Origin of the sequence: Zavarzinia sp. CC-PAN008 (assembly GCF_051903925.1) — a bacterium.
GTDB lineage: Bacteria > Pseudomonadota > Alphaproteobacteria > Zavarziniales > Zavarziniaceae.
This window is the reverse complement of record NZ_CP173678.1, coordinates 3,810,886-3,834,629: the sequence shown is the minus strand read 5'-3', so window position 1 is coordinate 3,834,629 and position 23,744 is coordinate 3,810,886. Positions and strand designations below refer to the sequence as shown.

Sequence of the window (23,744 nt, the reverse complement as noted above, 5' to 3'; positions counted from 1 at the left end):
GGCGTCAGTCGCTGCTGCTCGAACTGTGGCTGTCGTGGCCGTGGCCGCTGCCGCCGGTGCCCATTCCGCCATAGGGGAAGCCCGAATCGTCGGGACGGTGCACCAGCTCGCGGTCCAGTTCGCGCGCCACGCCCCGCTGGGCCTCGGTCATCGGCGCCATGGGCATGGGCGAGACACCCAGGCAGACGGCGGACCCGGCCGGGATCTCGGTCGCGGTGCCGGCCGCATCGGTCACGGTCAGCGGCGCGGTGCCGGCGATGAACGTGACGCAGGCCGGCGTCAGGACGATATAGGCGCGCTGGCCCTGGCCGTCGGCCGTCGGACGGGTCAGCGTGAAGCGGCTGCCGCCTGCCATGATGCTGACCGGCTGGGCACCGATCACGATGCGGAAATTGCCGTCCAGCAGGGAGAAGGGGGCCTGCTCGGTCCCGGCGCCCAGGGCGGCGGTGCCCATGGCCAGGTCGGCATAGACCTCGAGCGTGCCCTTGCCCCCCATGCCGAGGCGCGTGCCGTCGGCGGAGGCGACGATGACGGCGCCGCGCGGGCCGGTCACGACCCGGTCGCCCGGAAAGATCGGATCACCTTCGCCCAGCGCCCGGGCATTGCCGGAGCGCACCGCCATCACGGCATTGGCGACCAGCGACGCGATCGTCTGTGTCTGGGCCACCAGGGGTGTTGTCACCAACAAAAGGCCAAGCAACCAGGGACGCCTCAGCGCCCCTGCCAGTGGAGATCGCGTGGGCATTTTTGCTCTCCCGGGTCTTATTGTGATTCTGTTTCCCGGCACTCTAGGCCGACCCAGGCTGCGACACTATGGCCGATGTCACAGCTCCGCGCGGGACCGTGCGGACCTAGCCTTTCGGCGGGTGCGGGTGGCATTGCGCGCGACCTATCTCCCCGTGCGGCGCACCCAGGGCTAGCGTGGGTTCGGCAGCGCATTCTCCCAGGCAGCAAGGTGGAGCCGGTGGCGTCATGAGTTCCCAGACCATTCCCGGTTTCGATCGCCGTCGCGGCGCTTCGCGCAAGGACTGGAGCACGCTGGTCCAGTTTTGGCCCTATCTCTGGCCGAAGGGGGAGCCGGCCCTTCGCCTGCGCGTGGTGATCGCCACGGTGTTCCTGGTGATCGCCAAGCTGGCCATGATCACCGTGCCGTTCTTCTACAAGGCGGCGGTCGACGTGCTGTCGATCTCGGCCATGGCGGCGGTGCCGATCTTCATGATCGTCGGCTATGGCGTGGCCCGGGTCGGCGCGCAGGGCTTTGCCGAACTGCGCGACGCGATCTTTGCCGCGGTGGGGCAGCGGGCGACGCGGCGCCTGGCGCTGGAGACCTTTGACCACCTGCACCGGCTGTCGCTGCGCTTCCACCTGGAGCGGCGCACCGGCGGACTGAGCCGGGTGATCGAACGCGGCGTCAAGGGCATCGACTTCCTGCTGCGCTTCATGGTGTTCAACATCGTGCCGTCGATCTTCGAGATCGTGGTCGTGTCGGTCATCCTGGCCTGGACCTGCGGCATCCTGTTCAGCGTGGTGACGCTGGTCACCATCGCCGTCTACATCGTCTTCACCTTCTGGATCACCGAATGGCGCATCCGCGTCCGGCAGGAGATGAACCGCCAGGACGAGCAGGCCAATACAAAGGCCGTCGACAGCCTGCTGAACTACGAGACGGTGAAGTACTTCGGAAACGAGGGCCACGAGTCGCGACGCTATGACGTCGCCCTGGCGGGCTACGAGCGGGCGGCCGTCAAGAACCAGACCACGCTCTCGTACCTCAATGTGGGCCAGCAGGTGATCATGGCGATCGGCCTGGCCATCCTGATGCTGATGGCGGCGCAAGGGGTCATCGCGGGGACCATGACGGTCGGCACCTTCGTGCTGGTCAACGGCCTGCTGATCCAGCTCTACCAGCCGCTCAACATGCTCGGCATGGTCTATCGCGAAATCCGCCAGGCCCTGATCGACATGGAGGCGATGTTCGCCCTGCGCGACGTGCCGGCGGAGGTGGCGGACAAGCCGGGTGCACCGCCCCTGGCGATCGCGGGCGGCGAGGTGCGGTTCGAGAACGTCTGCTTTGCCTATGACGCCCGGCGCGGCATCCTGGACCATGTCTCGTTCGTCGTGCCGCCGGGAAGCACGCTGGCCATCGTGGGACCGACCGGGGCCGGCAAGTCGACGATCAGCCGCATCCTGTTCCGCTTCTACGACATCTCGTCCGGCCGCGTGCTGATCGACGGGCAGGAGATCCGCGACGTGAACCAGGCCAGCCTGCGCGCGGCCATCGGCGTGGTGCCGCAGGACACGGTCCTGTTCAACGACACGGTGCGCTACAACATCCGCTATGGCCGGCCCGGCGCCACCGATGCAGAAGTGGAGCAGGCGGCCCGCTTGGCCCGCATCCACGACTTCATCACGACCCTGCCCGACGGCTACGAGACGATGGTCGGCGAGCGCGGGCTGAAGCTGTCGGGTGGCGAGAAGCAGCGTGTGGCGATTGCCCGCACCATCCTGAAGAACCCCGCCATCCTGCTGCTGGACGAGGCGACGAGTGCCCTCGATTCGCGCACCGAGCAGGAGATCCAGCAGAGCCTGAAGGAGATCTCGGCGAACCGGACGACGCTGGTCATCGCCCATCGCCTGTCGACCGTGGTCGATGCGGACGAGATCATCGTGCTGGACCATGGCCGCATCGCGGAGCGTGGAACGCATGAGGAATTGCTGGCCAGCGGCGGCCAGTACGCCGACATGTGGGCCAGGCAGAACGAGGCGCCGGACTCCGAACGGGCGGCCGAGGTCCAGGTCGCCCTCTGAACGCCGGGCCAGCGGGCAGGCCTTGCCCGCCGGCCCTGGGCGCCACATTGTCCCGAACCTGCTTGTGTTTCCGGGGCACCGCGCCCACGTCAACGCATTCGGATGCACGAGGCCGCGGCGGCCATGGCGGACCGCATGAAGGACGATGTCTATGGGTGACCTGTTCGCGACAATCAGGGCGGCCTTGTGCCCGATCCATCGGGAAGGCTGGCGCTACATCGCGATCTTTGCCGCCGTGACGGTCGTCCTCGGCCTGCTGTGGGAGCCGCTGTGGATCCCGGGCCTGATCCTGACGGCGTGGTGCGCCTACTTCTTCCGTGATCCACCGCGGGTGACGCCGATCCGGCCAGGCCTGATCGTCAGCCCGGCAGATGGCGTCGTCACCGCGACGGCGCCCGCCCGGCCGCCGGTCGAGCTGGGCCTGGGCGATGCGCCGCTGGCCCGCGTCACCGTGTTCATGAACGTGCTGGACGTGCATGTGAACCGCATGCCGGTCGCAGGCCTGGTGGAGCGCATCGCCTATCGCCCCGGCACCTTCGTCAATGCCGCCCTGGACAAGGCGTCGGAGGAGAACGAGCGCAGCGGCATGACCGTGCGCATGGACGATGGCCGGGCCATCGGCGTGGTCCAGATCGCGGGCCTGGTGGCGCGCCGCATCCTGTGCCAGGTCGGCGAGGGGCAGGTGCTGAAGACGGGCGAGCGCTTTGGCCTGATCCGCTTCGGCAGCCGGCTCGACGTCTATCTGCCGCCGGGCGTGTCACCCCTGGTCGCCGTAGGTCAGCGCGCGGTGGCCGGCGAGACGGTCCTGGCCGACCTGATGGCGGACGAGCCGCCCCGCCTGGGCGCGGTGCGCTGATGGCCCGCGGCACGCTGCGCAGCCGTTTTCGCCGGCCGCTGAAGGGGCGGCGCGCGCGCCGGCCCCTGCCCAACCTGCCTTTGCGGGTGCTCGTGCCCAACATGCTGACCGTGCTGGCCCTCTGCTCGGGCCTGAGCGCGATCCGCTTCGCGATGATGGAGCGCTATGACCTGGCGGTGACGGCGGTGCTGGTCGCCATGCTGTTCGACGGCCTGGACGGCCGCATCGCCCGCCTGTTGAAGGGGACCAGCCGGTTCGGCGCCGAACTCGATTCCCTGTCCGACTTCGTCAGCTTCGGCGTGGCGCCCATGCTGGTCCTGTACCAGTGGACGCTGTCGACGCTGGGTGGGCTTGGCTGGATCGTCGTGCTGGCCTTCGCCACCTGCGGCGCGCTGCGCCTCGCGCGCTTCAATGTGGCGGCGGTCGATCCCGACCGGCCGATCTGGGCCAGCCAGTATTTCACTGGCGTGCCCGCGCCGGCGGGCGCGGGACTGGTCCTGCTGCCGCTGGCGACCAGCTTCTGGCTGGGCGAGGACCTGCGCCAGCCGCACCTGGTGGCGGTCCTGGCGCTCGTCGTCGCCTTCCTGATGATCAGCCGCATTCCGACGTTCGCCTTCAAGAAGGTGCGCATTCCGCGTGATGCCGTCCTGCCCGTCCTGGTTGGTGTGGGGATCGGCTTTGCCGTGGTCGTGTCCTATTCGTGGGAAAGTTACACCTTCGCACTACTGGCCTATCTGGCGACCATCCCGCTCAGCATTGCATCCTATCGCCGCCAGTTGGCGAGCCACCGGCAGCGCGGAGCTGAGACCCGGGCCGCGATCATCGGAGACGCAGGGGATCCGCCCGTTTCCCCATCCTGACGCCATCGCTCCCGCGGTATTCCTGGACCGCATGGCTGGCGCTTGATCAGCCTACGTATGTTTAACCGGCGTTAAGCAGAGCGTCGGAATAGTCGGCATCGACCTGAAACGGATCTCCCCGTTTCCCTCGGCGGAGGATGATGCCAAATGAGTATTCTGCGCAACCTCAAATTGTCGGGAAAGCTGGGCCTCGCCTTTGCCGTCCTGTTCCTGGCGGTGGCCGGCCTCGGCCTGTTCGCCGTGCAGAGCCTGATGAAGGTGAACGCCGAAGCGGCCGATGTCCGCGATAACTGGCTGCCCTCGATCGTGGCGTTGGGCCACGTGTCGAATACCACTGAAAGTGTCCGCGTCATCGAGGCCCGGGTCGTCATGTCGGCCGATCCCGCCCTGAAGCAGAAGGCCATCAACCGTCTGGCCGAGGTGAAGGGCGAGCTGAAGGGCTATGTCGACACCTACGATTCGATGGTCGGTGGGGCGGAGGAACGCGCCCTGCTGGTGAAGTTCAACGACGCCTGGCAGGCCTATGCCGCGACCGAGGTGCAGCTGATGGCCATGCTGGACGCAGGCCAGCAGTCCGAGGCGGTGCGCTTCTTCCAGCAGGAGATGAAGGTCGCCCAGGACGTCGTCGGCGACGCGCTCAACGCCCTGATCGAGTTCAACCAGCGCGGCGCCGACCAGGCGGCAGCCCGGGGCGACCAGGTTTATGCCGAGTCCCGCGCCGCGATCTTCGTGGCGATCGGGGCCATGGGCGTGGTCCTGCTGCTGATCGGCTGGGCCCTGGTGGCCGGGGTCTCGAAGCCGATCAACGCACTGGCCGCACTGATGGGACGCCTCGCCGGGGGCGACCAGACCATCGTCGTCGTCGGCGCGGAGCGCAAGGACGAGGTCGGCGCGCTGGCCCGTGCCCTGGACGTGTTCAAGCAGGCGTCGATCGAGAACACCCGCATGAGCCGCGAGGCGGAGGAGGCGCGCGCCACCCAGGAGGAGGCCCGCCGCCAGCGCGAGCAGACCGAGGCAGCCCAGCGCGAGGCCGAGCGCCGGCAGGCGGACGAGGCGTTGCGCCGCAGCGAGGCGGAGGCCGCCCGCGGCCGCGAGATCGCCCAGGCCATCGCCCAGTTCGAGACGGAGATCGGCGAGGTCATGGCCAGCGTGAGCGCTGCCGCGACCGAGTTGCAGGCCAATGCCGAATCGCTTGCCTCCAGCGCGGAGCAGACGACCAACCAGGCGACGCGTGTTGCGGCCGCGGCGGTGCAGGCCGCCAGCAACGTCCAGACCGTGGCGGCGGCGACCGAGGAACTGGCCTCGTCCTCCAAGGAGATCGGGCGCCAGGTCGACCAGTCGGCCAACCTGTCGAGCCGCGCTGTCGACGAGGCCAGCCACACGGCCGAGGCGATGAAGGCCCTGGAGGAGGCGGCCGGCCGCATCGGCGACGTGGTCAAGCTGATCCAGGGCATTGCCGGGCAGACCAACCTGCTGGCGCTGAATGCGACGATCGAGGCGGCGCGCGCGGGCGAGGCGGGCAAGGGCTTCGCCGTCGTGGCGAGCGAGGTCAAGGCGCTGGCCAACCAGACGGGCAAGGCGACGGAGGAAATCTCGGGCCAGATCGAGGGCATCCAGTCCTCCACCCGCGCCGCGGCCGAGGCGATCACCCGGATCAGCAGCTCGATTCGCGAGATGAGCGAGGTGTCGGGCGGCATTGCCGGTGCGGTCGAGGAACAGATCGCCGCGACCAGCGAGATTGCCCGCAACGTGGAGCAGGCCGCGCGCGGCACGGAAGACGTGACCGGCGGCATCAGTGGCGTCAGCGATGCCGCGGCGATTACGGGCGGCGCATCGGGCAGCGTGCTGCAGACCGCGGCCGACCTGTCGGCCCAGGCCAGCCGCCTGCGCACGGGTGTCGACCGCTTCCTGGCAACGGTGAAGTCCGCCGCCTGAGGCAGGCGGTTCTGGCGGCGCAATCCGGGGGCGCGATTCCGAACGGGATCGCGCCCCCGACTTTTCAGCGAACTTGCCGAAAACGCTGTTTACAAAAATCCTGCAGTACCCGGAGCTCTTAAGCACCGGGAAACCAATCCCCGCCAAGCTTGCCATTCATCGGCTTGCACGCGCCGGCCAGCAGATGCCGGCAGCCCTGGGGGTACGTCCATGAATTTTCTGCGCAATCTGAGCATGCTGGGGAAGGTTACCCTCGGCTTCGCCGTTCTCCTCGTCGTAACGGTCGGCCTGGGCGTGTTCTCGATCCAGAGCCTGTCGAAGGTCAATGACGGAGCCACCGTCGTCGGCACCAACTGGCTGCCGTCGGTCGCCTCCGTGGCCGAGATCTCTCTCGCCAACGAGCGCCTGCGCACGACCGAGGCGCGCCTGGTCATGGCGCTGGACGACGACATGGCCAAGGCGGCGAAGGACCGCATGGTCGAGGTCCGCGCCGAACAGAAGGCCGCGGCCGAGAAGTACATGACCCTCATCGCCTCGCCTGAGGAACAGGTCCTGTTCGACACGGCGATGGCCGAATGGGCGAAGTACCTGGCGGCGGACGACCAGCTCGTAGCCCTGATGGACCAGGGCAAGATCGAGGACGGCACGCGCTTCTACCAGGACGACATGCGTACCACCTTCAACGGGGTGCGGGACGCGTTCAACGCCCTGTCGACCTACAATGTCGACGGCGGCAGCGCTGCGGTCCAGGAGGGCAGCCAGGTCTACAACTCGGCCAAGACGGCGATCCTGGTCGCGCTGGCCGGTGTCGCCGGCATGCTGCTGCTGATCGGCTGGGCCCTGGTGGCCGGCGTGTCCAAGCCGGTCGTCGCCATCACCGGCCTGATGGGCCGCCTGGCGGGTGGTGACCAGTCGATCGAGGTGACGGGCACCGAGCGCAAGGACGAGGTCGGCGCGCTGGCCCGCGCGCTGGAGGTCTTCAAGCAGGCGGCGGTCGAGAATGCCCGCATGACTCAGGAGGCCGAGGCTGCCCGCGCCGCGCAGGAGGAGGCCCGCCGCCAGCATGAGGAGGCCGAGGCGGCCCAGCGCGAGGCCGAGCGGATCCAGGCCGAGGAGGCGCTGCGCCGCAGCGAGGCCGACGCCGCCCGGGGCCGCGAAGTGTCGGCCGCGATCAGCCGGTTCGAGGCCGAGATCAGCGAGATCATGGCGACCGTTGGCGCCGCCGCGACCGAACTGCAGGCCAATGCCCAGTCGCTGGCCTCCAGCGCGGAGCAGACGACGGTGCAGGCGACGCGTGTCGCCGCTGCCGCCGGCCAGGCCGCCGCCAATGTCCAGACGGTCGCCAGCGCCACCGAGGAACTGGCTTCGTCCTCCAAGGAGATCGGGCGCCAGGTCGACCAGTCGGCCAACCTGTCCAACCGCGCTGTCGACGAGGCCAGCCACACGGCCGAGGCGATGAAGGCCCTGGAAGAGGCGGCCGGCCGCATCGGCGACGTGGTCAAGCTGATCCAGGGCATTGCCGGGCAGACCAACCTGCTGGCGCTGAACGCCACGATCGAGGCGGCGCGCGCGGGCGAGGCGGGCAAGGGCTTTGCCGTCGTGGCGAGCGAGGTCAAGGCGCTGGCCAACCAGACCGGCAAGGCGACGGAGGAGATCGCGAGCCAGATCGAGGGTATCCAGTCCTCCACCCGGGCGGCGGTTGAGGCGATCGTGCGCATCAGCGGCTCGATCCGGGAGATGAGCGAGGTGTCCAGCGGCATCGCGGGAGCCGTCGAGCAGCAGATCGCCGCAACCAGCGAGATCGCCCGCAATGTCGAGCAGGCCGCGCGCGGCACGGAAGACGTGACCGGCGGCATTTCGGAAGTCAGCGATGCGGCGACCGTGACCGGCGGTGCCTCCGGCAACGTGCTCAGCACGGCGTCCGACCTTTCCGTCCAGGCCACGCGCCTGCGGACTGGCGTCGACACCTTCCTGGCTACGGTCCGCCACGCGGCCTGATGGGCTGAACCTGCCCGGCCTCAGCGGGGCCGGTAACATCGGGGCGGCGGCAGCCACGGGTTGCCGCCGCCCTTTTTTCATGCGGCGCACCCCGCCGCTGCGCGGTGTACGATGGGGCGGCATGCCGGCCGGCCGTGCAACCGGTCGGCGGCCAGGCATCGCGCGGGACAACCCCGGATCCCTGTTCCGGCGCTGCGGCGCGCCTCAAGGCCGCCAGGGACCCGGACGTTTGGCCAGGGCAAAGCCGGCGGCGCCGACCGGTCACAGTCGCCGCCGCAGTCCCATCAAGACGACGACTTCAGAAGTCCAGCCATCTGATTGAAAAACCTTGGATTCGTCCAAGGTGCCCAACTTTCAGGCAATACTGCGCGGGGCGACAAGCGCTGTGACAATTGAACGGGCGCCCAATATCACCGCCCACGAAATATCATTCGCACGAGAATCCCGGTTGATCGGAACCGCGCATGCGAATACGCTCATGACGTACCAAAGTCCATCAATCGAGCAAGGGCTGGGGTATGTCGATCCAGGACTGCGGAACTGTCCGACGACCTGGGTAGGGTGGACTATCAATTCGGGCCGAACATGCAAGCGGGCCCGTCACCGGGGTTCTAAAGTGCCGAACAACGTCAAAGCAAAGGTTAAGTGGTTCAATAGCGTCAAGGGTTTCGGATTTGTCGCGCCGACTGATGGCACACCGGATGCGTTTCTTCACATCTCGGTTCTGAACTCCGCTGGCTACTCCGACTTGCCGGAAGGCTCCGAACTCACCTGTGACATCGTCGAAGGGCCCCGTGGCCCGCAGGTGACGCGACTGGTCCATGTGGAAGGAATTGCGCCGGGCGCCGTCAGTGCTGCCCCGTCGCGCGGTGGCTTTGGTGAGCGGGGCGGTGGCTATGGCGACCGTGGCGGCGGCTATGGCGATCGCGGTGGTGGCTATGGCGACCGTGGCGGCGGCTACGGCGACCGTGGCGGCGGCTATGGTGGCGGCGGTGGCGGCGGCAGCCGCTATGGCGGCGGCGGTGGCGGCGGTGGTGGCCGGTTCGGCGACCGCAGCGGCGGCGGTGGCGGCTATGGCGACCGCAGCGGTGGCGGCGGCTTCGACAGCGGCGCCGCGGCAGCTCCCCAGGGCGAGACCATCAGCGGCACCGTGAAGTGGTTCAAGCCGGACAGCGGCTTCGGCTTCATCGTGGCCGACGACGGCGGCAAGGACGTGTTCGTCCACAAGAGCGTGCTGCGTCGGTGCGGCCTGTTCTCGCTGGAAGCGGAACAGCGCGTGAAGATGACGGTCCAGATGGCGGCGAAGGGTCGCGAGGCGACCTGGGTCGCGCCGGCCTGATCCAGGGCTGAAGCCCCGGGTCCGGTCGCTGGATCGGTTGGGATCAGGCAGTCCTTTCGGGGGCGCCTGGTAGACGACCCGGTCAAGCCTTGACCGGGCCTGGGACGATCCCCGCCTCGGCCGGGATCTCACAAGACGCGGGGCCGGCACTGTCCGGCCCCGCACTCGTTTTGGGGGCCCGCTTGTGCGGCCCGACCAAGGCCACATTGCCGATACCGGGAAGTTCCGCTCATCCCCGCCGTCGCGGGGATGAGCGATGAAAAGGTCCCGCAACGACTGACGAAGTCCACCCCGCCCCGGCACTGTCGACACGCCAGGGCGGGGCAGGGCGCGGGTGGTCAGGCCAGCTTGACCAGCATCTTGCCCTTGTTCTCGCCCGAGAACAGGCCGAGGAACGCAGCGGGCGCGTTGGCGATGCCGTCGTGCACAGTCTCGGTGTACTTCAGCTTGCCCTCCTTCACCCAGGGACCGACTTCGGCCAGGAAGGCACCCATCTGGTCGAAATGGTCGCTGACGATGAAGCCGGTCATCGTGATCCGCTTCGGGATCATGTTGATCAGGTTGCTGGGGCCGGCGGGCGCCGTGGTCGCGTTGTACTGCTCGATCATGCCGCACAGGGCGATGCGGCCGAACGGGTTCATCGCGTTGAGGGCGGCCGTCAGGTGGCTGCCGCCGACATTCTCGAAATAGATGTCGACACCCTTGGGCGCCAGGCGGGCCAGGGCCGCGTTCGGATCCTCGTCCTTGTAATTGAACGCGGCGTCGAAGCCGAGGTCATTGACGACGTGGTCCAGCTTGTCCTTTGAGCCCACGCTGCCGATGACACGGCAGCCCTTGAGCTTGGCAATCTGGCCGACGACCGAGCCCACGGCGCCGGAGGCAGCGGAGACGAAGACGGTCTCGCCCGCCTTGGGCTTGCCGATGTTCATCAGTCCGGCCCAGGCGGTCATGCCGGGCATGCCGAGCACGCCCAGATAGGTCGAGATCGGCGCCAGGTTGGGGTCATGCTTGGCCAGCCCTTCGCCGCCCGGCACATGGGCCCATTCGCGCCAGCCCAGCATGGAGCCGACGATGTCGCCTTCCTTGAACTTCGGATTGCGCGACTTGGCGACGCGACCGATCGCACCCCCGGTCAACGCCTCGCCGATCTGGAACGGCGGCACATAGGAGGCGCGATCGACCATGCGGCCCCGCATGTAGGGGTCGACCGACATGTACAGGTTCTGCACCAGGACGTCGTTCTCCCCCAGGTCGGGGACGGGGGCCTCTTCCAGGCGGAAATTGCTGGCGGTCGGCATGCCCTCGGGGCGGGCGGCCAGCACGATCTGGCGATTCACATTGCTCATCCGGGTCCTCCTGTTGATGTCTTGGGTGAGGTTGGCGCAGGTCAGGCCGGATCGGCGACCTTGACCACCAGCTTGCCGATGTTGCTGCCCTCGAACAGGCGGTTGACGGCTGTCGGCGCGCTCTCCAGCCCGTCCACGATGGTCTCGCGGCTCTTGAGCTTTCCGGTCGCAAGCCATTGGCCCAACTGGCCTGCCGCCTCACCCATGCGGGGGAAGAAGTCGGTCACGATGAAGCCGCGCACGTTCAGGCGCTTCATGAGGATCGACTCGAAGTTGCCGCGCAGCGTCGGCCCCTGCTCCCGGCCCTGGATCTGGTTGTAGCCCGAGATCATGCCGCACAGGGCGACGCGCCCGCCCAGGTTCATGTTGGCCAGGACGAAGTCCATGATCTCGCCGCCGACATTCTCGAAATCGACGTCGATGCCATTGGGGCAGGCGGCCAGGAGCTGCTGCTTCCAGTCGGCGGCCTTGTAGTTGATGCAGGCATCGAAGCCGAGTTCGTCGACCACCCAGCGGCACTTCTCGTCAGAGCCGGCCAGGCCCACGGCGCGGCAGCCCTTGATCTTGGCGATCTGGCCCACGACCGAGCCCACGGCCCCGGCCGCGGCGGAGATCACGACCGTCTCCCCCGCCTTGGGCTGGCCGCATTCCAGCAGGCCGAAATAGGCGGTCACGCCGGTCATGCCGAGGGCACCCATGAGGGTGGGCAGCGGCACGGGCAGGCCCGCGGGCAGCTTGCTGAAGGTCGGCTGGGCGCCATTGAATACGGCATAGTCCTGCCAGTTGGTCAGGCCCTGGACCAGGTCGCCCACGCGGAACGCCTCGTGGTTCGATTCGACGACCTGGGCGATGCCGCCGCCGCGCATGACCTCGCCAATCGCGACGGGCGGCATGTACTGGTCGACGTCGCTCATCCAGATGCGGTTGGTCGGGTCCAGCGACAGGTAGAGGGTGCGCACCACCACCTGGCCCGGCCCCGCGACCGGCACCGGCTCGGTCACCAGGTCGAAATCGCTTGTCTTGATCAGGCCATGGGGGCGCGACTTCAGGCGGAACTGGCGGTTCACGTCATTGGGCTTGGTCATCAGGCTACCTTGATCAGAAGCTTGCCGCGGTTGCGGCCCTGGAAGAGTTCGACCAGCGTGGCGGGGGCCTTCTCCAGACCCTCCACCACATCCTCGACCGCCTTGAGCTGGCCGCTGGCCAGCAGGCGGGTCAGTGCCGCCTCGGCCGCCGCGCGGCGGTCGTAATAGTCGGTGACGATGAAGCCCTCGATCCGCAGGCGCTTCACGACGACAAGGCCCGGCACGCCCATCGGGCCTGGCGCCGGCCGCTCGGCATTGTACTGGGAGAGGTTGCCACAGGCGACGATGCGCCCGCGCTCGTTCATCAGGAACAGGGCGGTGGCCAGGATGTCGCCGCCGACATTGTCGAAATAGACGTCGATGCCGTCGGGGCAGGCGGCCTTCATCGCGCGGCGCAGGTTGCCAGCGCGATAGTCGATCGCCACATCGAAGCCCAGCTCCTGCTCCAGCCAGCGACACTTCTCGGGCCCGCCGGCCAGGCCAACGACGCGGCACCCAGCAAGCTTGGCCAGCTGGCCCACGATCGAGCCCACGGCGCCGCCGGCGGCCGAGACGACGACCGTCTCGCCCACCTTAGGCTGGCCGACCTCCAGCAGGCCGAAATACGCGGTCAGGCCGGTGACGCCCAGGACGCCCATGGCGTGGCGCGGGTCGCGGCCGGCCGGCTCCTTGTGCACCTCGGCCACGGGCAGGGTGGCATAGTCCTGCCAGCCCAGCATGCCGCTGACGATGTCGCCGGGGGCCAGGCGTGGATCGCCCGATTCCTCCACCCGGCCCAGGGCAAAGCCGTGCATCACCTCGTCCGGCTGAACGGCGCTCTTGTAGGTCGGTGTCGGCGCCAGCCAGGCGCGGTTGGCGGGATCGAGCGACAGCCAGAGCGAGCGGACCAGCACCTGGCCCGGCCCCGGGCTTTCGACCGGCACCTGGTCAAAGCGGAAATGTTCAGGACCGACCATGCCGGTGGGTCGTTCGGCCAGCAGCCAGCGGCGGTTCGTCCGCGCCATGTCTCGTCCCCTCCCGTGTCCGGGCTCTTGCGGCCCGGCACCGTCATACACGCCGTCATTCAGGCAGGCATCAGCGGGGCCTGGGGCGCCCGCGTGAATTCTGAACAATCCTGCTAGTATTTTGCATCGTGTGCAATGCCCGCCCGTCCGCGGGCGCCAGGACTTATGGGCAGGATCGGCTCAGTGGTCGTAGGCTTCGGGGAAATCGGCGATGCTGTGCTCGGTCGTGCCCGGGCTGGCGACGAAGTGGCTGCTGCTGGTGCCATCGGCATGCAGCGCGTGCAGCACATGGCCGACCGCCTTCAGGCCATAGCGCGGCTGACGCTCGTCGGGAATCGTGAACGCGGTCGACGGCGCCCAGACATGGCGGACTCCATCGGCTTCTGTCGTGCGAAACTGGTGGACATGGCCGCAGGCGACGAGTGCCGGCGGCCGCGCACCCAGCAGCGACAGCAGGCGGCGGCGCGGCGCGGGATTGACGAAGCGCCCGCCTTCCGCCGTCTCGGCCGGGTCGGCATCGAACAGCGGCTTGTGTAGGAATAGGGGGACCGCACGGGCGCCAGCCTCCTCCAGGGCCTGGCCCAGGAAGGCCTCCTGTTCCTCACGGGCCGGTAGCGTGCTCCCCAGAAGCAGCGCATTCAGCCCGATGACGCGCCAGCCAGGCACGTCGAACGCCCAGAAATCCGCCCCGAACCGGGCCCGGTAGCGCTCGCGCCGCTCCTCCGACACGGTATCGGCTGCATCGTCGCCCAGGTCGTGATTGCCCGGAATGAAGCGCAAGGGCAGTCCCAGCGCGTCGTGCAGGCTGGCTGCCGCCGCCAGATCCTCCGGCCGGTTCTCGCCATCGAGCGAGATGTCGCCGGAATTGAGGACAAGATCCGGTGGGTCGGCCCGCAGCCCTGCGCCGATCGCCTGGAAATTGGCGACGAAAAAGGGCTTGTGCCGGCTGAGGTGGGTGTCCGAGATCTGGGCGATGCGATAGGTCATGCCCGACATCATAGGCCGCCTGGATGACGATCGCGTCACGGCCTGGCCTTCTCCCGCCGGCTTGCCCCCGGCCGCCCCGCTTGCTTCGATGGTCGCGGGGAAGCCGGAGAGGCGGGGAGCGTGCCGTGATCTATGACTGCGTGATCGTGGGGGCCGGCTCCGCCGGTGCCACCCTGGCCGGCCGGTTGAGCGAGGAAGCGGGCATCCAGGTCGCCCTGGTGGAGGCAGGCCCCGACTATCGCAGCGCCGAGACACCGGCGGCGATGCGCCTGGCCAATCCCAGCAGCATCATCATGGATCCCGATTTCGCCCAGTACCGCTGGGACGCGCTGCTGGCCCGGCGGACACGGGCGCAGGAGCCGCGGCTGTACTGGCGCGGGCGCGGCGTTGGCGGCAGTTCCGCGATCAACGGCCAGATCGCCATCCGGGCGATGGCGCAGTGCCATGACGACTGGGCGGCGGCGGGCTGCCCGGGCTGGGCCTTTGCCGACGTGCTGCCCGCGCTGAAGCGGCTTGAGACCGACCTGCGCTATGGCGATGCGGAGTATCACGGCGATTCCGGCCCGATCCCGGTCTATCGCGCGCCCTTCTCGCAATGGGGGCCGGTCGACCTGGCGCTGGGTGAGGCGGCGCTGGACCTGGGTTATCCCTGGGCGCCGGACCACAACGCGCCCGGCGCGCTGGGCCTGTCGACCTATGCCATCAACAACCGGGACGGCGCGCGTGTCTCCACCAACGATGCCTACCTGGAGCCGGCGCGGGGTCGCAACAACCTGACCGTGCTGGGCGGTGCCCGGGTCGACCGGGTGCTGCTTGAGGGACGGCGGGCGGTCGGCGTGCGCCTGGCCGACGGGCGCGAGGTGCGTGCCGCCCATGTCATCCTGTCGGCTGGCGCCGTGCATTCCCCGGCCATCCTGCTGCGGTCCGGCATCGGCCCGGCGACGCAGCTGGCGGGCCTGGGCATTCCGGTCGTGCATGACCTGCCGGTGGGGCAGGGCTTCCAGGACCATCCCCTGGCCGCCTTCATGGTTTTGCTGAAGCCGGAGCACGTGCCCCCGCCCGGCTTCCGCCACACCAACTGCTGCGTGCGCTATGCCTCTGGCCTGGCCGGGGCAGGGCCGGGCGATGCCATGCTGGTCGCGATGAACCGGCTGGGCGATTCGATTGGCCGTCACCTGGCGACGGAGGACGGCGTCCCGCCCTTTGGGCTGATCGGCCTGATCCTGAACGAGTGCCATTCGCGCGGCGAGATCCGCCTGGCCGCTGCCGACCCGCTGGTCGAGCCGGTGATCGAGGCCAACATGCTGGACCATGAGTCCGACGTGGTCCGCGCGCGTGATGGTCTGCGCCGCCTGATCGCCGTGGCCCGGCATCCAGCCCTGGCCGCGGTGGGCCAGGCCGTGGCGCCCGGTCTGGACCTGATGACGGACCAGGACGACCAGGTGCTGGACGACTGGCTGCTGGCCAATGTGGGTGACACCCAGCATGCCAGTGCCTCGTGCGCGATGGGGCCTGCGGGTGGGCCGCTGGCCGTGGTGGATACCGATTGCCGCGTGCATGGCATGGACGCGCTGTTCGTGATCGACGCGTCCGTCATGCCCACGGTGGTGCGTGCCAACACCCACCTGACGACCGTGATGACGGCGGAGCACATGGTGCCGCGCCTGAAGCGCCTGCTGGCGCCCTGATGCGGAGTGCGATCACGCATTCTGCCTGGCTGAGCTGTCTCAATGATTGCCAGCGATGCCTGAAGTATCGCACCTTGCCATCCATTCCCTGGCGAGACCGATGAGCACCACGACTCTCAGCCCCCCTCCCGAATCGACGGCCATCACGCCCTCGACGCGGCGCTTCCAGCGCAAGCGCGAGGAACTGATCGATGCCGCCATCGACCTGCTGAACCGCGAAGGCGTGCGCGGCATGACGCTGGCCGCGGTCGCAGCCCGCGTCGGCCTGCTGCCCACCGGCATCAGCTACTACTTCAAGCGCAAGGAGGACTTGGCGGCGGCATGCTTCACCCGCACGCTGGAGGAACTGCGCGGCATGGCCGAGCAGGCGGCGCAGGAGCCGACCCGGCGGGACAGGGCCACGCGCTTCTGGGACCTGTTCGTGTCGGCGCGCCGCCAGATCATGATGGGCGCGCGGCCCGACATGGCGATGCTGGAACATTCGCGGGTCATGGGCAGCCCGCATGCCGACCTGATCTTCAAGGGCGTGGTCGACCTGTTCCGCAGCATGCAGGCCCTGTTCCTGGACGCCGACCCGGCGCCGACCGGGCGCAGGCGGCGCGGCGGCGTGCGCGGCTTCATCCTGCTGAGCCAGGCGCTGTGGGCGATTGCCTGGCTCTACCGCTATGACCCGGAGGATACGGAGCGGGCGGGACGCTGGGCCGACGACATCCTGGCCGGCGGCCTGGCCGCACCCGGGCGCAGCATCGAGGTGGGCCGGCCGCTGGACCTGGCGGCGCTGAAGCCCGTGGCGGGCGAACCGGCGCGCGATGCCTTCTTCGAGGCGGCGACGGCGGTCATCAACGAGCACGGCTATCACGGCGCCTCGGTCGACAAGATCGCGGCCCGGGCCAACGCCACCAAGGGCGCCTTCTACCACCACCATGAGGCGAAGGACGACGTGGTGGTGGAGTGCTTCCGCCGCACGCTGTCGGTCTTCCGGCGCAGCCAGAACGCCGCGACCGCATCGTGCCCCGACGGGTGGAGCCGGCTGTGTTCCGCGACCGAGGCGCTGATCCGCTATGACCGGTCCGAACATGGGCCCCTGCTGAAGATGTCGTCGATCAGCGGACTGCCCCAGTGCATGCGCACCGGCCTGGTGGGCGAATGGCTGCGTGTCGCCGATCGCTTCGCGGCGATCATCAGCGACGGCATCGTCGACGGGTCGATCCGCCCGGTGGATCCGTCGATCGCGGCCGAGATGCTGTTGGGGATCATCCACTCGGCCCCGGACCTGCACGCGCTGGTGCCGGAACTGGCCCCGGCCGAGGCCTATTCCCGCTATGCCAGGCTGTTCCTGCTGGGCCTGTTCCGCGAGGTCGCCGCCGAATAATTGGTGACCGGGTTCCTTGGGAAGGCCAGCCTGTCGCGGCCCTTGGCATATTTTTGAGTATTGGGTTTGCGGGGGCGCAAGCTTCGCCTTACACTGTTCGGAAAAGCGGTCGAGCCGGAACCGGCGACCATGGCTGAACAGACTTTCGTGAGGTGAGGATCGTGAGGACGTGGCGTTGGAGCCTGGCGGCACTGCTGGTCGCCGGCAATCTGGGTCTGGGGCTGGTGGCTGCAGCGGATCAAGCCCAGGCGGAGGAAAGAGAGCGGACCGGGGGACAGGAGGCGATCGCCGCCTTCCGCCAGCTGGACCAGAAGCAGATCTATACAGACGCGCAAGTGCGCGAGGCCCTGCGCGGCAATGATCGCGCATCGTCGTGGTGGGGCCATATCGACGAGCCGTTCCGCGCCCGCCTGCTGTCCTCGCCGCCGGAGCGCTGGCTGTCGGTCATCATCTGCAACTATAGCGGTGAACTACCCGGCTCCGAGGGCGCCCAGCGTTGCGAGGATGCACACGTCAACCGCACCGTGCGCACCGCGACCCAATGGGACGCAAACGGCAATTTCGTGGGGCCGAGCGAGGCCTGCCGAAAGGCGAACCTGCGTACGCAATATGGCGAGCTGATCTGCGACGCCGCCCCGCAGCGTCCGCCGGGGAGCTGAACCCGACAAGGGGCGACCGGGTTCGCGAACCCGGTCGACCTCGGCGCGGCGCGGCCCTATAGGGATCGCAACGGCGCGTTTCCGCGTCCCTGCGATGGAGGCGCGGCATGCGCGACCTGGCCGCCGCCGGGCTGGTCTTCCTGGGATCGGGCCTGGGGGGCATGCTGCGGCACTTCATGAACCGCCTTGTGCCGCTCGTGTTCGGCACTGGCTTTCCCGCCTCGACACTGCTCGTGAACGTTGTCGGCTGCTTCAGCATGGGGCTGCTGGCCGGATGGTTCGCCTTTCGCGGCGAGGCGGCGAGCCAGGACTTGCGCCTGTTCCTGACGACGGGCGTGCTGGGTGGCTTCACCACCTTTTCCGCCTTTTCCCTCGACGCGGCATTGCTGTGGCAGCGCGGCGAAACGGGCCTGGCCGCCCTCTATGTCGGTGCCTCGGTCGGGCTCTCGCTGGTGGGCGTGGGGCTGGGACTGGCCGTGGCCCGAATCGCCGCGTCCTGATCGGCCTGGGAGCCGACCAGGGCCGCGATGCGGCGGCGCCAGGGTTCGGCCTCGCCCGCGCTGGAGAACACGCCCAGGCTGACCGGACGGCGGCGTCCGGCGACGCGCAAGGCGACCTGGAACCAGTCGGGATCTTCGGACGAGGTCCGGCGCACCACCTCGACCGATTCGACGGCCGTGAAGGGAACGGCCGACAGCCACGTCCCGAACAGGCCATGCCAGCCGCTGCGCACCTGCCGCAGGTTGCCGTCGATCTCCACCCAGGTGCGGCCGGTGACAGCGATGAACAGCACGAAGAGGCCGAACGCCGTGGGGGCCACGATGCACGCGACGGCCAGCAGGATGGTCAGCGACACCTCACCCCAGGGCGCGTGGATCACGTAGGGGACCGGGATCATGAACATGGAGAGGCCGATCACGGCGGCGAACAGGCGTACGCCCAGGCTGGACCGCGCCTCGCACAGCAGTCGGTTGCCGTCCTCGATGATCCGTTGCGTCATGTCGTGTCCATGCGGCCTGCCGCCCTGGCCCAGGACGATTGAACGTCGCGGCCAAAGCCATGCTAGAGCACGGCGCCCGGCCTGTCGCAGTCGGGACCGGGGATGCGAACCCCGGGAAGTCCTGAGCTGAGGATAAGATGACGGTTGCTGTCCGGTTCGCGCCCAGTCCCACGGGCCTTCTGCATTTGGGCAATGCCCGTATCGCCGTGGTGAACGCCCGCTTCGCGCAGGCCAACGGCGGGACCCTGCTGCTGCGCCTGGACGATACCGACACCGAGCGGTCCACGGCGGAGTTCGCAGCGGCGATCGAGGAGGATCTGGCCTGGCTTGGCATCGGCTGGGACTGCTTCGCGCGGCAGTCCGATCGCATGGACCGCTATGACGCGGCCATCGCGCGGTTGAAGGCGGTGGGGCGGCTCTATCCCTGCTGGGAGACGGCGGAGGAACTGGCGCTGAAGCGCAGGCTGCAGCGGGCCCGCGGCCTGCCGCCCGTCTATGACCGCGCCGCCCTGCGCCTGAAGCCGGACGAGCGGCCGGATCGCGCGCCGCATTGGCGCTTCCTGCTGGATGGCGAAACCGTCACCTGGGCGGACGCGATCAAGGGCGAGACGCGCGTGCCGACCGCCAGCCTGTCCGATCCCGTCCTGGTGCGGGAGGATGGCCGGCCGCTCTACACGCTGAGTTCCGTGGTGGACGATGCGGAGCTGGGCATCAGCCACGTCATCCGCGGCGAGGACCACGTCACCAACACGGCGGTGCAGGTCCAGCTTTTCCAGGCCCTGGGCGCGTCCGTGCCGGTCTTTGCCCACCTGTCGCTGCTGGTGGGTCCGGACGGGCAGGGCCTGTCCAAGCGGACCGGCGCGCTGTCCCTGCGCAGCCTGCGGGCCGAGGGGATCGAGCCGCAGGCGATCGTCTCGGTGCTGAGCCGTCTTGGCACGTCCGGGGCCGAGGGCTTCGCGCTGGAGCATTTCGGGCGGTCTGCCGCGCGCTTCGATCCCGCCGACCTGGCGCACGAATCGGCACGCGTCGTCCACGACATGCCGTTTGCCACGGCGCAGGCGCGCCTGCCCTGGCTGACGCCGGCCTTCTGGGATGCGGTGCGACAGAACCTGCACCGCCTGGGGGAGGCGGAGGACTGGCGCCGCATTGCCGAGGGAGAGGTGCCGCCGAGCGAGCCCGATCCGCTCGCCGCCGGGCTGCTGCCCCCCGAGCCGTGGGACGAGACGACCTGGGGCGCCTGGACGGCGGCCGTGAAACAGGCCACGGGCCGCACGGGCAAGGCCCTGTTCCTGCCGCTGCGCCGGGCGCTGACCGGGCTGGACCATGGCCCGGAAATGCGCCTGTTCCTGCCGCTGATCGGGCGAACGCGCGCGGTGGAGCGCCTGACGGCGGGCGGCCAAGCTGAAGCCAAAACCTGACGACAAGGGGATTGGTCGGAATCGGTTCCCTTGAAGGCGACGGGTTGCGACAATTTGTGCAGCCTGAGGTATTGCGATACGTCTGTGTGCGTCGCACCATTTTTCCATGAACAGGGTCAGGACAGGCGCTCTGGTCGCCATCTTCACCGTCGCGGGCCTGGCAGGCCCGGGACTGGGATCCCCCGCCGGTGCGACGCCGGCGCACATGCCCCCTCCCGTCCCGGAACGGGCGACGACCGCCATGCCGGTCGTGTACCACGCGAACCAGCGGGCCATATCCAGTTCCCGCTGGTGCCAGGCGATCCGCTTCTCCGCCTGCCTGCGACGCAGCCCGACCTCCGGCTAGGGACGACGCCACGCACCCGGGGTGGTCGGGTCGGTCGCGAACATGGACCGGCCCGGCCGCTTCTGGTAATCCGGGCGCTTCCCCTGGACGCCCGGATCCATGTCTCTGGTTCTCTATGACAGTGCGCGCCGCGCAAAGGTGCCGTTCGAGCCGCTGAAGCCCGATGCCGTGGGCCTCTATGTCTGTGGCCCGACCGTCTATGACTTTGCCCATATCGGCAATGCGCGGCCGGTCATCGTGTTCGACATCCTGGTTCGCCTGCTGCGTCGCCGCTATGCCCATGTCACCTATGTCCGCAACATCACGGACGTGGACGACAAGATCAACGCGGCCGCCGCGCAGGGTGGGACCAGCATCGCCGAAGTGACGGCCCGCACGACCAAGGCTTTCCACGATGACATGGCGGCCCTGGGCGCGCTGCCGCCGGATGTGGAGCCGCGGGCGACCGAACACATCGCGCACATGATCGCGATGATCCAGACGCTGATCGGTGCCGGTCATGCCTATGTGGCGGAAGGCCACGTCCTGTTCGAGATCGCGACCAAGCCGGACTATGGCCACCTGTCCGGCCGCAGCCTGGACGAGATGATCGCCGGCGCCCGGGTCGAGGTGGCACCCTACAAGCGCGCACCCGGCGACTTCGTCCTGTGGAAGCCAAGTTCGCCCGACATTCCCGGCTGGGACTCGCCCTGGGGCCGGGGGCGGCCCGGCTGGCACATCGAATGCTCGGCCATGAGCCTGACGCACCTGGGGGCGACCTTCGACATCCATGGCGGCGGCCGCGACCTGATCTTTCCGCACCACGAGAACGAGTGCGCGCAGAGCGAGTGCGCCAATGGCGCGCCCTTTGCCCGCTATTGGGTGCACAACGGCTTCCTGACCGTCGACGGCGAGAAGATGTCCAAGAGCCTGGGCAATTTCCGCACCGTGCGCGACGTGCTGGCGAGCCATGCGGGCGAGGCAATCCGCCTGGCCATGATCGCCACACACTATCGCCAGCCGCTTGACTGGACCGACGAAGGTGCCGTCCGGGCAAAGGGCGCGCTCGACCGCTGGTACCGCGTGCTGGCCGACAATCCGGCCGATGGCGACGACCTGCCCGCCGCCGTCGCTGCGGCGCTGGATGACGACCTGAACACGCCGGAGGCGATCGCCGCGATGCACCAGCTGGCCAGTGCCGGCGATGCCGCGGGGCTGCGTGCTGCGGGCCGTGTGCTGGGCCTGCTGGAGCAGGCGCCCGAGGCCTGGTTCCGGGGCGAGACCGGCGACGGGCCGGGGGCGGCCGAGATCGAGCGCCTGATCGAGGCGCGGCGCGACGCCCGCAAGGCGAAGGACTTTGCGGGGGCGGACAGGATCCGGGCCGACCTGCTGGCCGTGGGCGTGATCCTTGAGGACGGGCCCAAGGGAACGACCTGGAGGCGGGCATGAGCCGCGAACGTCTTTACCTGTTCGACACGACGTTGCGCGACGGCGCGCAGACGCAAGGGGTCGACTTCAGCGTCGAGGACAAGCGCCTGATCGCCGGTGCCCTGGACCGCCTGGGCCTGGACTATGTCGAGGGCGGCTGGCCCGGTGCCAATCCGACCGACACGGCGTTCTTCGGCAGCCGCCCATATCTGACCCAGGCGCGCTTCACGGCCTTTGGCATGACCAAGCGGCCGGGCCGGTCCGCCGACAACGATCCGGGCCTGGCCGACCTGCTGGACGCGCAGACGCCCGCCGTGTGCATCGTCGGCAAGTCCTGGGACTTCCAGGTGCGCGTCGCCCTTGGCATCCCGCTCGAGGAGAACGTGGACCTGATCGAGGATTCGATCCGCCACCTGGTCGCCAGCGGACGCGAGGCCCTCTACGACGCCGAACACTTCTTCCAGGGGTACAAGGAGAATCCGCGCTACGCCCTGTCCTGCCTCAAGGCGGCGGAGCGGGCGGGCGCGCGCTGGATGGTGCTGTGCGACACCAATGGCGGCACCCTGCCGCATGAGGTGGAGCGCATCGTGCGCGAGGTCGCGTCCGAGATCGACGGTTCCCGGCTTGGCATCCATGCCCACAACGATACCGAGAACGCGGTGGCGAACTCGCTGGCGGCCGTGCTGGGCGGCGCGCGCCAGATCCAGGGCACGCTGAACGGCCTGGGCGAGCGCTGCGGCAATGCCAACCTGGTCGCCCTGATCCCCACCCTGATGCTGAAGCCCGAGTTCGCGGACCGCTTCGAGACGGGCATCGCCCCCGAGGCGCTGGCCGGCCTGACCCCGCTGTCGCGCCTGCTGGACGAGGTCCTGAACCGCGCACCCAACCGGCATGCGGCCTATGTCGGGGCGTCCGCCTTTGCCCACAAGGGCGGCCTGCACGTCTCGGCGGTGGAGAAGGATCCGCGCACCTATGAGCACGTGCCGCCGGAGTCGGTCGGCAATGCGCGGCACATCCTGGTGTCCGACCAGGCCGGGCGGTCCAACATCCTGTCCCGCCTGCGCGAGAACGGCATCGAGGTGGCGGCCGACAGTCCCAAGATCCAGCGCCTGCTGGAGGAGGTGAAGGAGCGCGAGTTCGCCGGCTATGCCTATGACGGGGCGGAGGCGAGCTTTGCCCTGATGGCGCGCCGTGTCCTGGGAGACGTGCCCGAGTTCTTCCGCGTCGAGAGCTTCAAGGTGATGGTCGAGCGGCGCTACAACGCCAATCGTGAGCTGGTCACCGTGTCGGAAGCGATCGTGCGCGTCCAGGTGGGCGACGACTACGTGATTTCGGTGGGGGAGGGGAACGGTCCGGTCAACGCGCTGGACGCCGCCCTGCGCAAGGACCTGGGACGCTACTCGTCCTATATCGCCGACCTTGAACTGGTCGATTTCAAGGTGCGCATCCTGGACCTGGGCAAGGGAACGGGCGCGGTCACGCGGGTGCTGATCGAGAGCGCGGACGGGGCCGGCAACCGCTGGTTCACGGTCGGCGTGTCGCCCAACATCGTCGACGCCAGCTTCCAGGCGCTGCACGATTCGATCGTCTACAAGCTGCTGCGCGACGGCGCGCCCGCCCATTGATGGCCAGGTCC

General features: G+C 68.8%; 20 protein-coding genes and 1 pseudogene. 15 read left to right on the top strand and 6 right to left on the bottom strand.

The window, feature by feature from the left end:
- Positions 1 to 4: 4 nt before the first annotated feature.
- Positions 5 to 667, bottom strand: coding sequence for a hypothetical protein (locus tag ACI6GS_RS17960; RefSeq protein ID WP_439814832.1), 663 nt, complete (start codon positions 665 to 667; stop codon positions 5 to 7).
- A 305-nt stretch (positions 668 to 972) separates the two neighbouring features.
- Between ACI6GS_RS17960 and ACI6GS_RS17955 the strand changes: the two genes are divergently transcribed.
- The 7 genes and pseudogenes from ACI6GS_RS17955 (at position 973) to ACI6GS_RS17925 (ending at position 9,796) form a co-directional block, all read left to right on the top strand.
- Positions 973 to 2,808, top strand: a complete 1,836-nt coding sequence (locus ACI6GS_RS17955) for an ABCB family ABC transporter ATP-binding protein/permease (protein ID WP_439814831.1) — start codon at positions 973 to 975, stop codon at positions 2,806 to 2,808.
- A gap of 151 nt (positions 2,809 to 2,959) precedes the next feature.
- Entirely contained in the window at positions 2,960 to 3,664 is a 705-nt protein-coding gene (locus tag ACI6GS_RS17950) for a phosphatidylserine decarboxylase (RefSeq protein ID WP_439814830.1), read from the top strand.
- Entirely contained in the window at positions 3,664 to 4,524 is an 861-nt protein-coding gene (gene pssA / locus ACI6GS_RS17945) for a CDP-diacylglycerol--serine O-phosphatidyltransferase (RefSeq protein ID WP_439814829.1), read from the top strand. Before ACI6GS_RS17950 ends, pssA begins: the two co-directional genes overlap by 1 nt.
- A gap of 147 nt (positions 4,525 to 4,671) precedes the next feature.
- Positions 4,672 to 6,459: a methyl-accepting chemotaxis protein gene (locus ACI6GS_RS17940; RefSeq protein WP_439814828.1), complete on the top strand. Its 1,788-nt coding sequence runs from the start codon at positions 4,672 to 4,674 to the stop codon at positions 6,457 to 6,459.
- Positions 6,460 to 6,669: 210 nt separating this feature from the next.
- Positions 6,670 to 8,457: a methyl-accepting chemotaxis protein gene (locus tag ACI6GS_RS17935; protein WP_439814827.1), complete on the top strand. Its 1,788-nt coding sequence runs from the start codon at positions 6,670 to 6,672 to the stop codon at positions 8,455 to 8,457.
- A gap of 478 nt (positions 8,458 to 8,935) precedes the next feature.
- Positions 8,936 to 9,211, top strand: a pseudogene (locus tag ACI6GS_RS17930) (cold-shock protein); the annotation flags it as partial.
- Between the two features lie 51 nt (positions 9,212 to 9,262).
- Entirely contained in the window at positions 9,263 to 9,796 is a 534-nt protein-coding gene (locus ACI6GS_RS17925) for a cold-shock protein (protein ID WP_439817988.1), read from the top strand.
- Between the two features lie 338 nt (positions 9,797 to 10,134).
- Here ACI6GS_RS17925 and ACI6GS_RS17920 read toward each other — a convergent pair whose 3' ends face one another.
- The 4 genes from ACI6GS_RS17920 to ACI6GS_RS17905 form a co-directional block, all read right to left on the bottom strand.
- Positions 10,135 to 11,142: an NADP-dependent oxidoreductase gene (locus ACI6GS_RS17920; protein ID WP_439814826.1), complete on the bottom strand. Its 1,008-nt coding sequence runs from the start codon at positions 11,140 to 11,142 to the stop codon at positions 10,135 to 10,137.
- 41 nt (positions 11,143 to 11,183) lie between these two features.
- A complete protein-coding gene (locus ACI6GS_RS17915; protein WP_439814825.1) occupies positions 11,184 to 12,227 on the bottom strand; it encodes an NADP-dependent oxidoreductase in 1,044 nt (347 codons plus the stop codon).
- Entirely contained in the window at positions 12,227 to 13,231 is a 1,005-nt protein-coding gene (locus tag ACI6GS_RS17910) for an NADP-dependent oxidoreductase (protein ID WP_439814824.1), read from the bottom strand. Before ACI6GS_RS17910 ends, ACI6GS_RS17915 begins: the two co-directional genes overlap by 1 nt.
- Before the next feature lie 180 nt (positions 13,232 to 13,411).
- Positions 13,412 to 14,218 carry a metallophosphoesterase family protein gene (locus ACI6GS_RS17905; RefSeq protein WP_439814823.1) on the bottom strand — a complete coding sequence of 269 codons (807 nt, stop codon included), beginning with the start codon at positions 14,216 to 14,218 and terminating at the stop codon, positions 13,412 to 13,414.
- A 125-nt stretch (positions 14,219 to 14,343) separates the two neighbouring features.
- Here ACI6GS_RS17905 and ACI6GS_RS17900 point away from each other — a divergent pair, with 125 nt between their 5' ends.
- From ACI6GS_RS17900 to crcB, 4 genes are all read left to right on the top strand, one after another.
- Positions 14,344 to 15,906 carry a GMC family oxidoreductase gene (locus ACI6GS_RS17900; protein WP_439814822.1) on the top strand — a complete coding sequence of 521 codons (1,563 nt, stop codon included), beginning with the start codon at positions 14,344 to 14,346 and terminating at the stop codon, positions 15,904 to 15,906.
- A 100-nt stretch (positions 15,907 to 16,006) separates the two neighbouring features.
- On the top strand, positions 16,007 to 17,278 hold the full coding sequence (locus ACI6GS_RS17895) for a TetR/AcrR family transcriptional regulator (RefSeq protein ID WP_439814821.1): 1,272 nt from the start codon (positions 16,007 to 16,009) through the stop codon (positions 17,276 to 17,278).
- 161 nt (positions 17,279 to 17,439) lie between these two features.
- Positions 17,440 to 17,937: a hypothetical protein gene (locus tag ACI6GS_RS17890; RefSeq protein ID WP_439814820.1), complete on the top strand. Its 498-nt coding sequence runs from the start codon at positions 17,440 to 17,442 to the stop codon at positions 17,935 to 17,937.
- A gap of 107 nt (positions 17,938 to 18,044) precedes the next feature.
- Positions 18,045 to 18,437, top strand: coding sequence for a fluoride efflux transporter CrcB (crcB, locus tag ACI6GS_RS17885; protein ID WP_439814819.1), 393 nt, complete (start codon positions 18,045 to 18,047; stop codon positions 18,435 to 18,437).
- Here crcB and ACI6GS_RS17880 read toward each other — a convergent pair.
- Positions 18,359 to 18,937, bottom strand: a complete 579-nt coding sequence (locus ACI6GS_RS17880; protein ID WP_439814818.1) for a hypothetical protein — start codon at positions 18,935 to 18,937, stop codon at positions 18,359 to 18,361. The two genes, crcB and ACI6GS_RS17880, sit on opposite strands and share 79 nt — an antisense overlap.
- 137 nt (positions 18,938 to 19,074) lie before the next feature.
- Here ACI6GS_RS17880 and ACI6GS_RS17875 point away from each other — a divergent pair, with 137 nt between their 5' ends.
- The 4 genes from ACI6GS_RS17875 (at position 19,075) to cimA (ending at position 23,733) form a co-directional block, all read left to right on the top strand.
- A complete protein-coding gene (locus tag ACI6GS_RS17875; RefSeq protein WP_439814817.1) occupies positions 19,075 to 20,355 on the top strand; it encodes a glutamate--tRNA ligase in 1,281 nt (426 codons plus the stop codon).
- Between the two features lie 106 nt (positions 20,356 to 20,461).
- Entirely contained in the window at positions 20,462 to 20,701 is a 240-nt protein-coding gene (locus ACI6GS_RS17870; RefSeq protein ID WP_439814816.1) for a hypothetical protein, read from the top strand.
- A 99-nt stretch (positions 20,702 to 20,800) separates the two neighbouring features.
- Positions 20,801 to 22,129 carry a cysteine--tRNA ligase gene (cysS, locus tag ACI6GS_RS17865; RefSeq protein WP_439814815.1) on the top strand — a complete coding sequence of 443 codons (1,329 nt, stop codon included), beginning with the start codon at positions 20,801 to 20,803 and terminating at the stop codon, positions 22,127 to 22,129.
- Positions 22,126 to 23,733, top strand: a complete 1,608-nt coding sequence (gene cimA / locus ACI6GS_RS17860) for a citramalate synthase (RefSeq protein ID WP_439814814.1) — start codon at positions 22,126 to 22,128, stop codon at positions 23,731 to 23,733. The genes cysS and cimA overlap by 4 nt, the downstream gene beginning before the upstream one ends.
- The last annotated feature ends 11 nt before the right edge of the window (positions 23,734 to 23,744 follow it).

Excerpts from the sequence above, each read along its gene's own strand:
- ACI6GS_RS17955 (WP_439814831.1), top strand. The coding sequence starts at position 973 with ATGAGTTCCCAGACCATTCCCGGTTTCGATCGCCGTCGCGGCGCTTCG.
- ACI6GS_RS17950 (WP_439814830.1), top strand. The coding sequence starts at position 2,960 with ATGGGTGACCTGTTCGCGACAATCAGGGCGGCCTTGTGCCCGATCCAT.
- pssA (WP_439814829.1), top strand. The coding sequence starts at position 3,664 with ATGGCCCGCGGCACGCTGCGCAGCCGTTTTCGCCGGCCGCTGAAGGGG.
- ACI6GS_RS17940 (WP_439814828.1), top strand. The coding sequence starts at position 4,672 with ATGAGTATTCTGCGCAACCTCAAATTGTCGGGAAAGCTGGGCCTCGCC.
- ACI6GS_RS17935 (WP_439814827.1), top strand. The coding sequence starts at position 6,670 with ATGAATTTTCTGCGCAATCTGAGCATGCTGGGGAAGGTTACCCTCGGC.
- ACI6GS_RS17920 (WP_439814826.1), bottom strand. The coding sequence starts at position 11,142 with ATGAGCAATGTGAATCGCCAGATCGTGCTGGCCGCCCGCCCCGAGGGC.
- ACI6GS_RS17915 (WP_439814825.1), bottom strand. The coding sequence starts at position 12,227 with ATGACCAAGCCCAATGACGTGAACCGCCAGTTCCGCCTGAAGTCGCGC.
- ACI6GS_RS17910 (WP_439814824.1), bottom strand. The coding sequence starts at position 13,231 with ATGGCGCGGACGAACCGCCGCTGGCTGCTGGCCGAACGACCCACCGGC.
- ACI6GS_RS17905 (WP_439814823.1), bottom strand. The coding sequence starts at position 14,218 with ATGACCTATCGCATCGCCCAGATCTCGGACACCCACCTCAGCCGGCAC.
- ACI6GS_RS17895 (WP_439814821.1), top strand. The coding sequence starts at position 16,007 with ATGAGCACCACGACTCTCAGCCCCCCTCCCGAATCGACGGCCATCACG.
- crcB (WP_439814819.1), top strand. The coding sequence starts at position 18,045 with ATGCGCGACCTGGCCGCCGCCGGGCTGGTCTTCCTGGGATCGGGCCTG.
- ACI6GS_RS17880 (WP_439814818.1), bottom strand. The coding sequence starts at position 18,937 with ATGACGCAACGGATCATCGAGGACGGCAACCGACTGCTGTGCGAGGCG.
- ACI6GS_RS17875 (WP_439814817.1), top strand. The coding sequence starts at position 19,075 with ATGACGGTTGCTGTCCGGTTCGCGCCCAGTCCCACGGGCCTTCTGCAT.
- ACI6GS_RS17870 (WP_439814816.1), top strand. The coding sequence starts at position 20,462 with ATGAACAGGGTCAGGACAGGCGCTCTGGTCGCCATCTTCACCGTCGCG.
- cysS (WP_439814815.1), top strand. The coding sequence starts at position 20,801 with ATGTCTCTGGTTCTCTATGACAGTGCGCGCCGCGCAAAGGTGCCGTTC.
- cimA (WP_439814814.1), top strand. The coding sequence starts at position 22,126 with ATGAGCCGCGAACGTCTTTACCTGTTCGACACGACGTTGCGCGACGGC.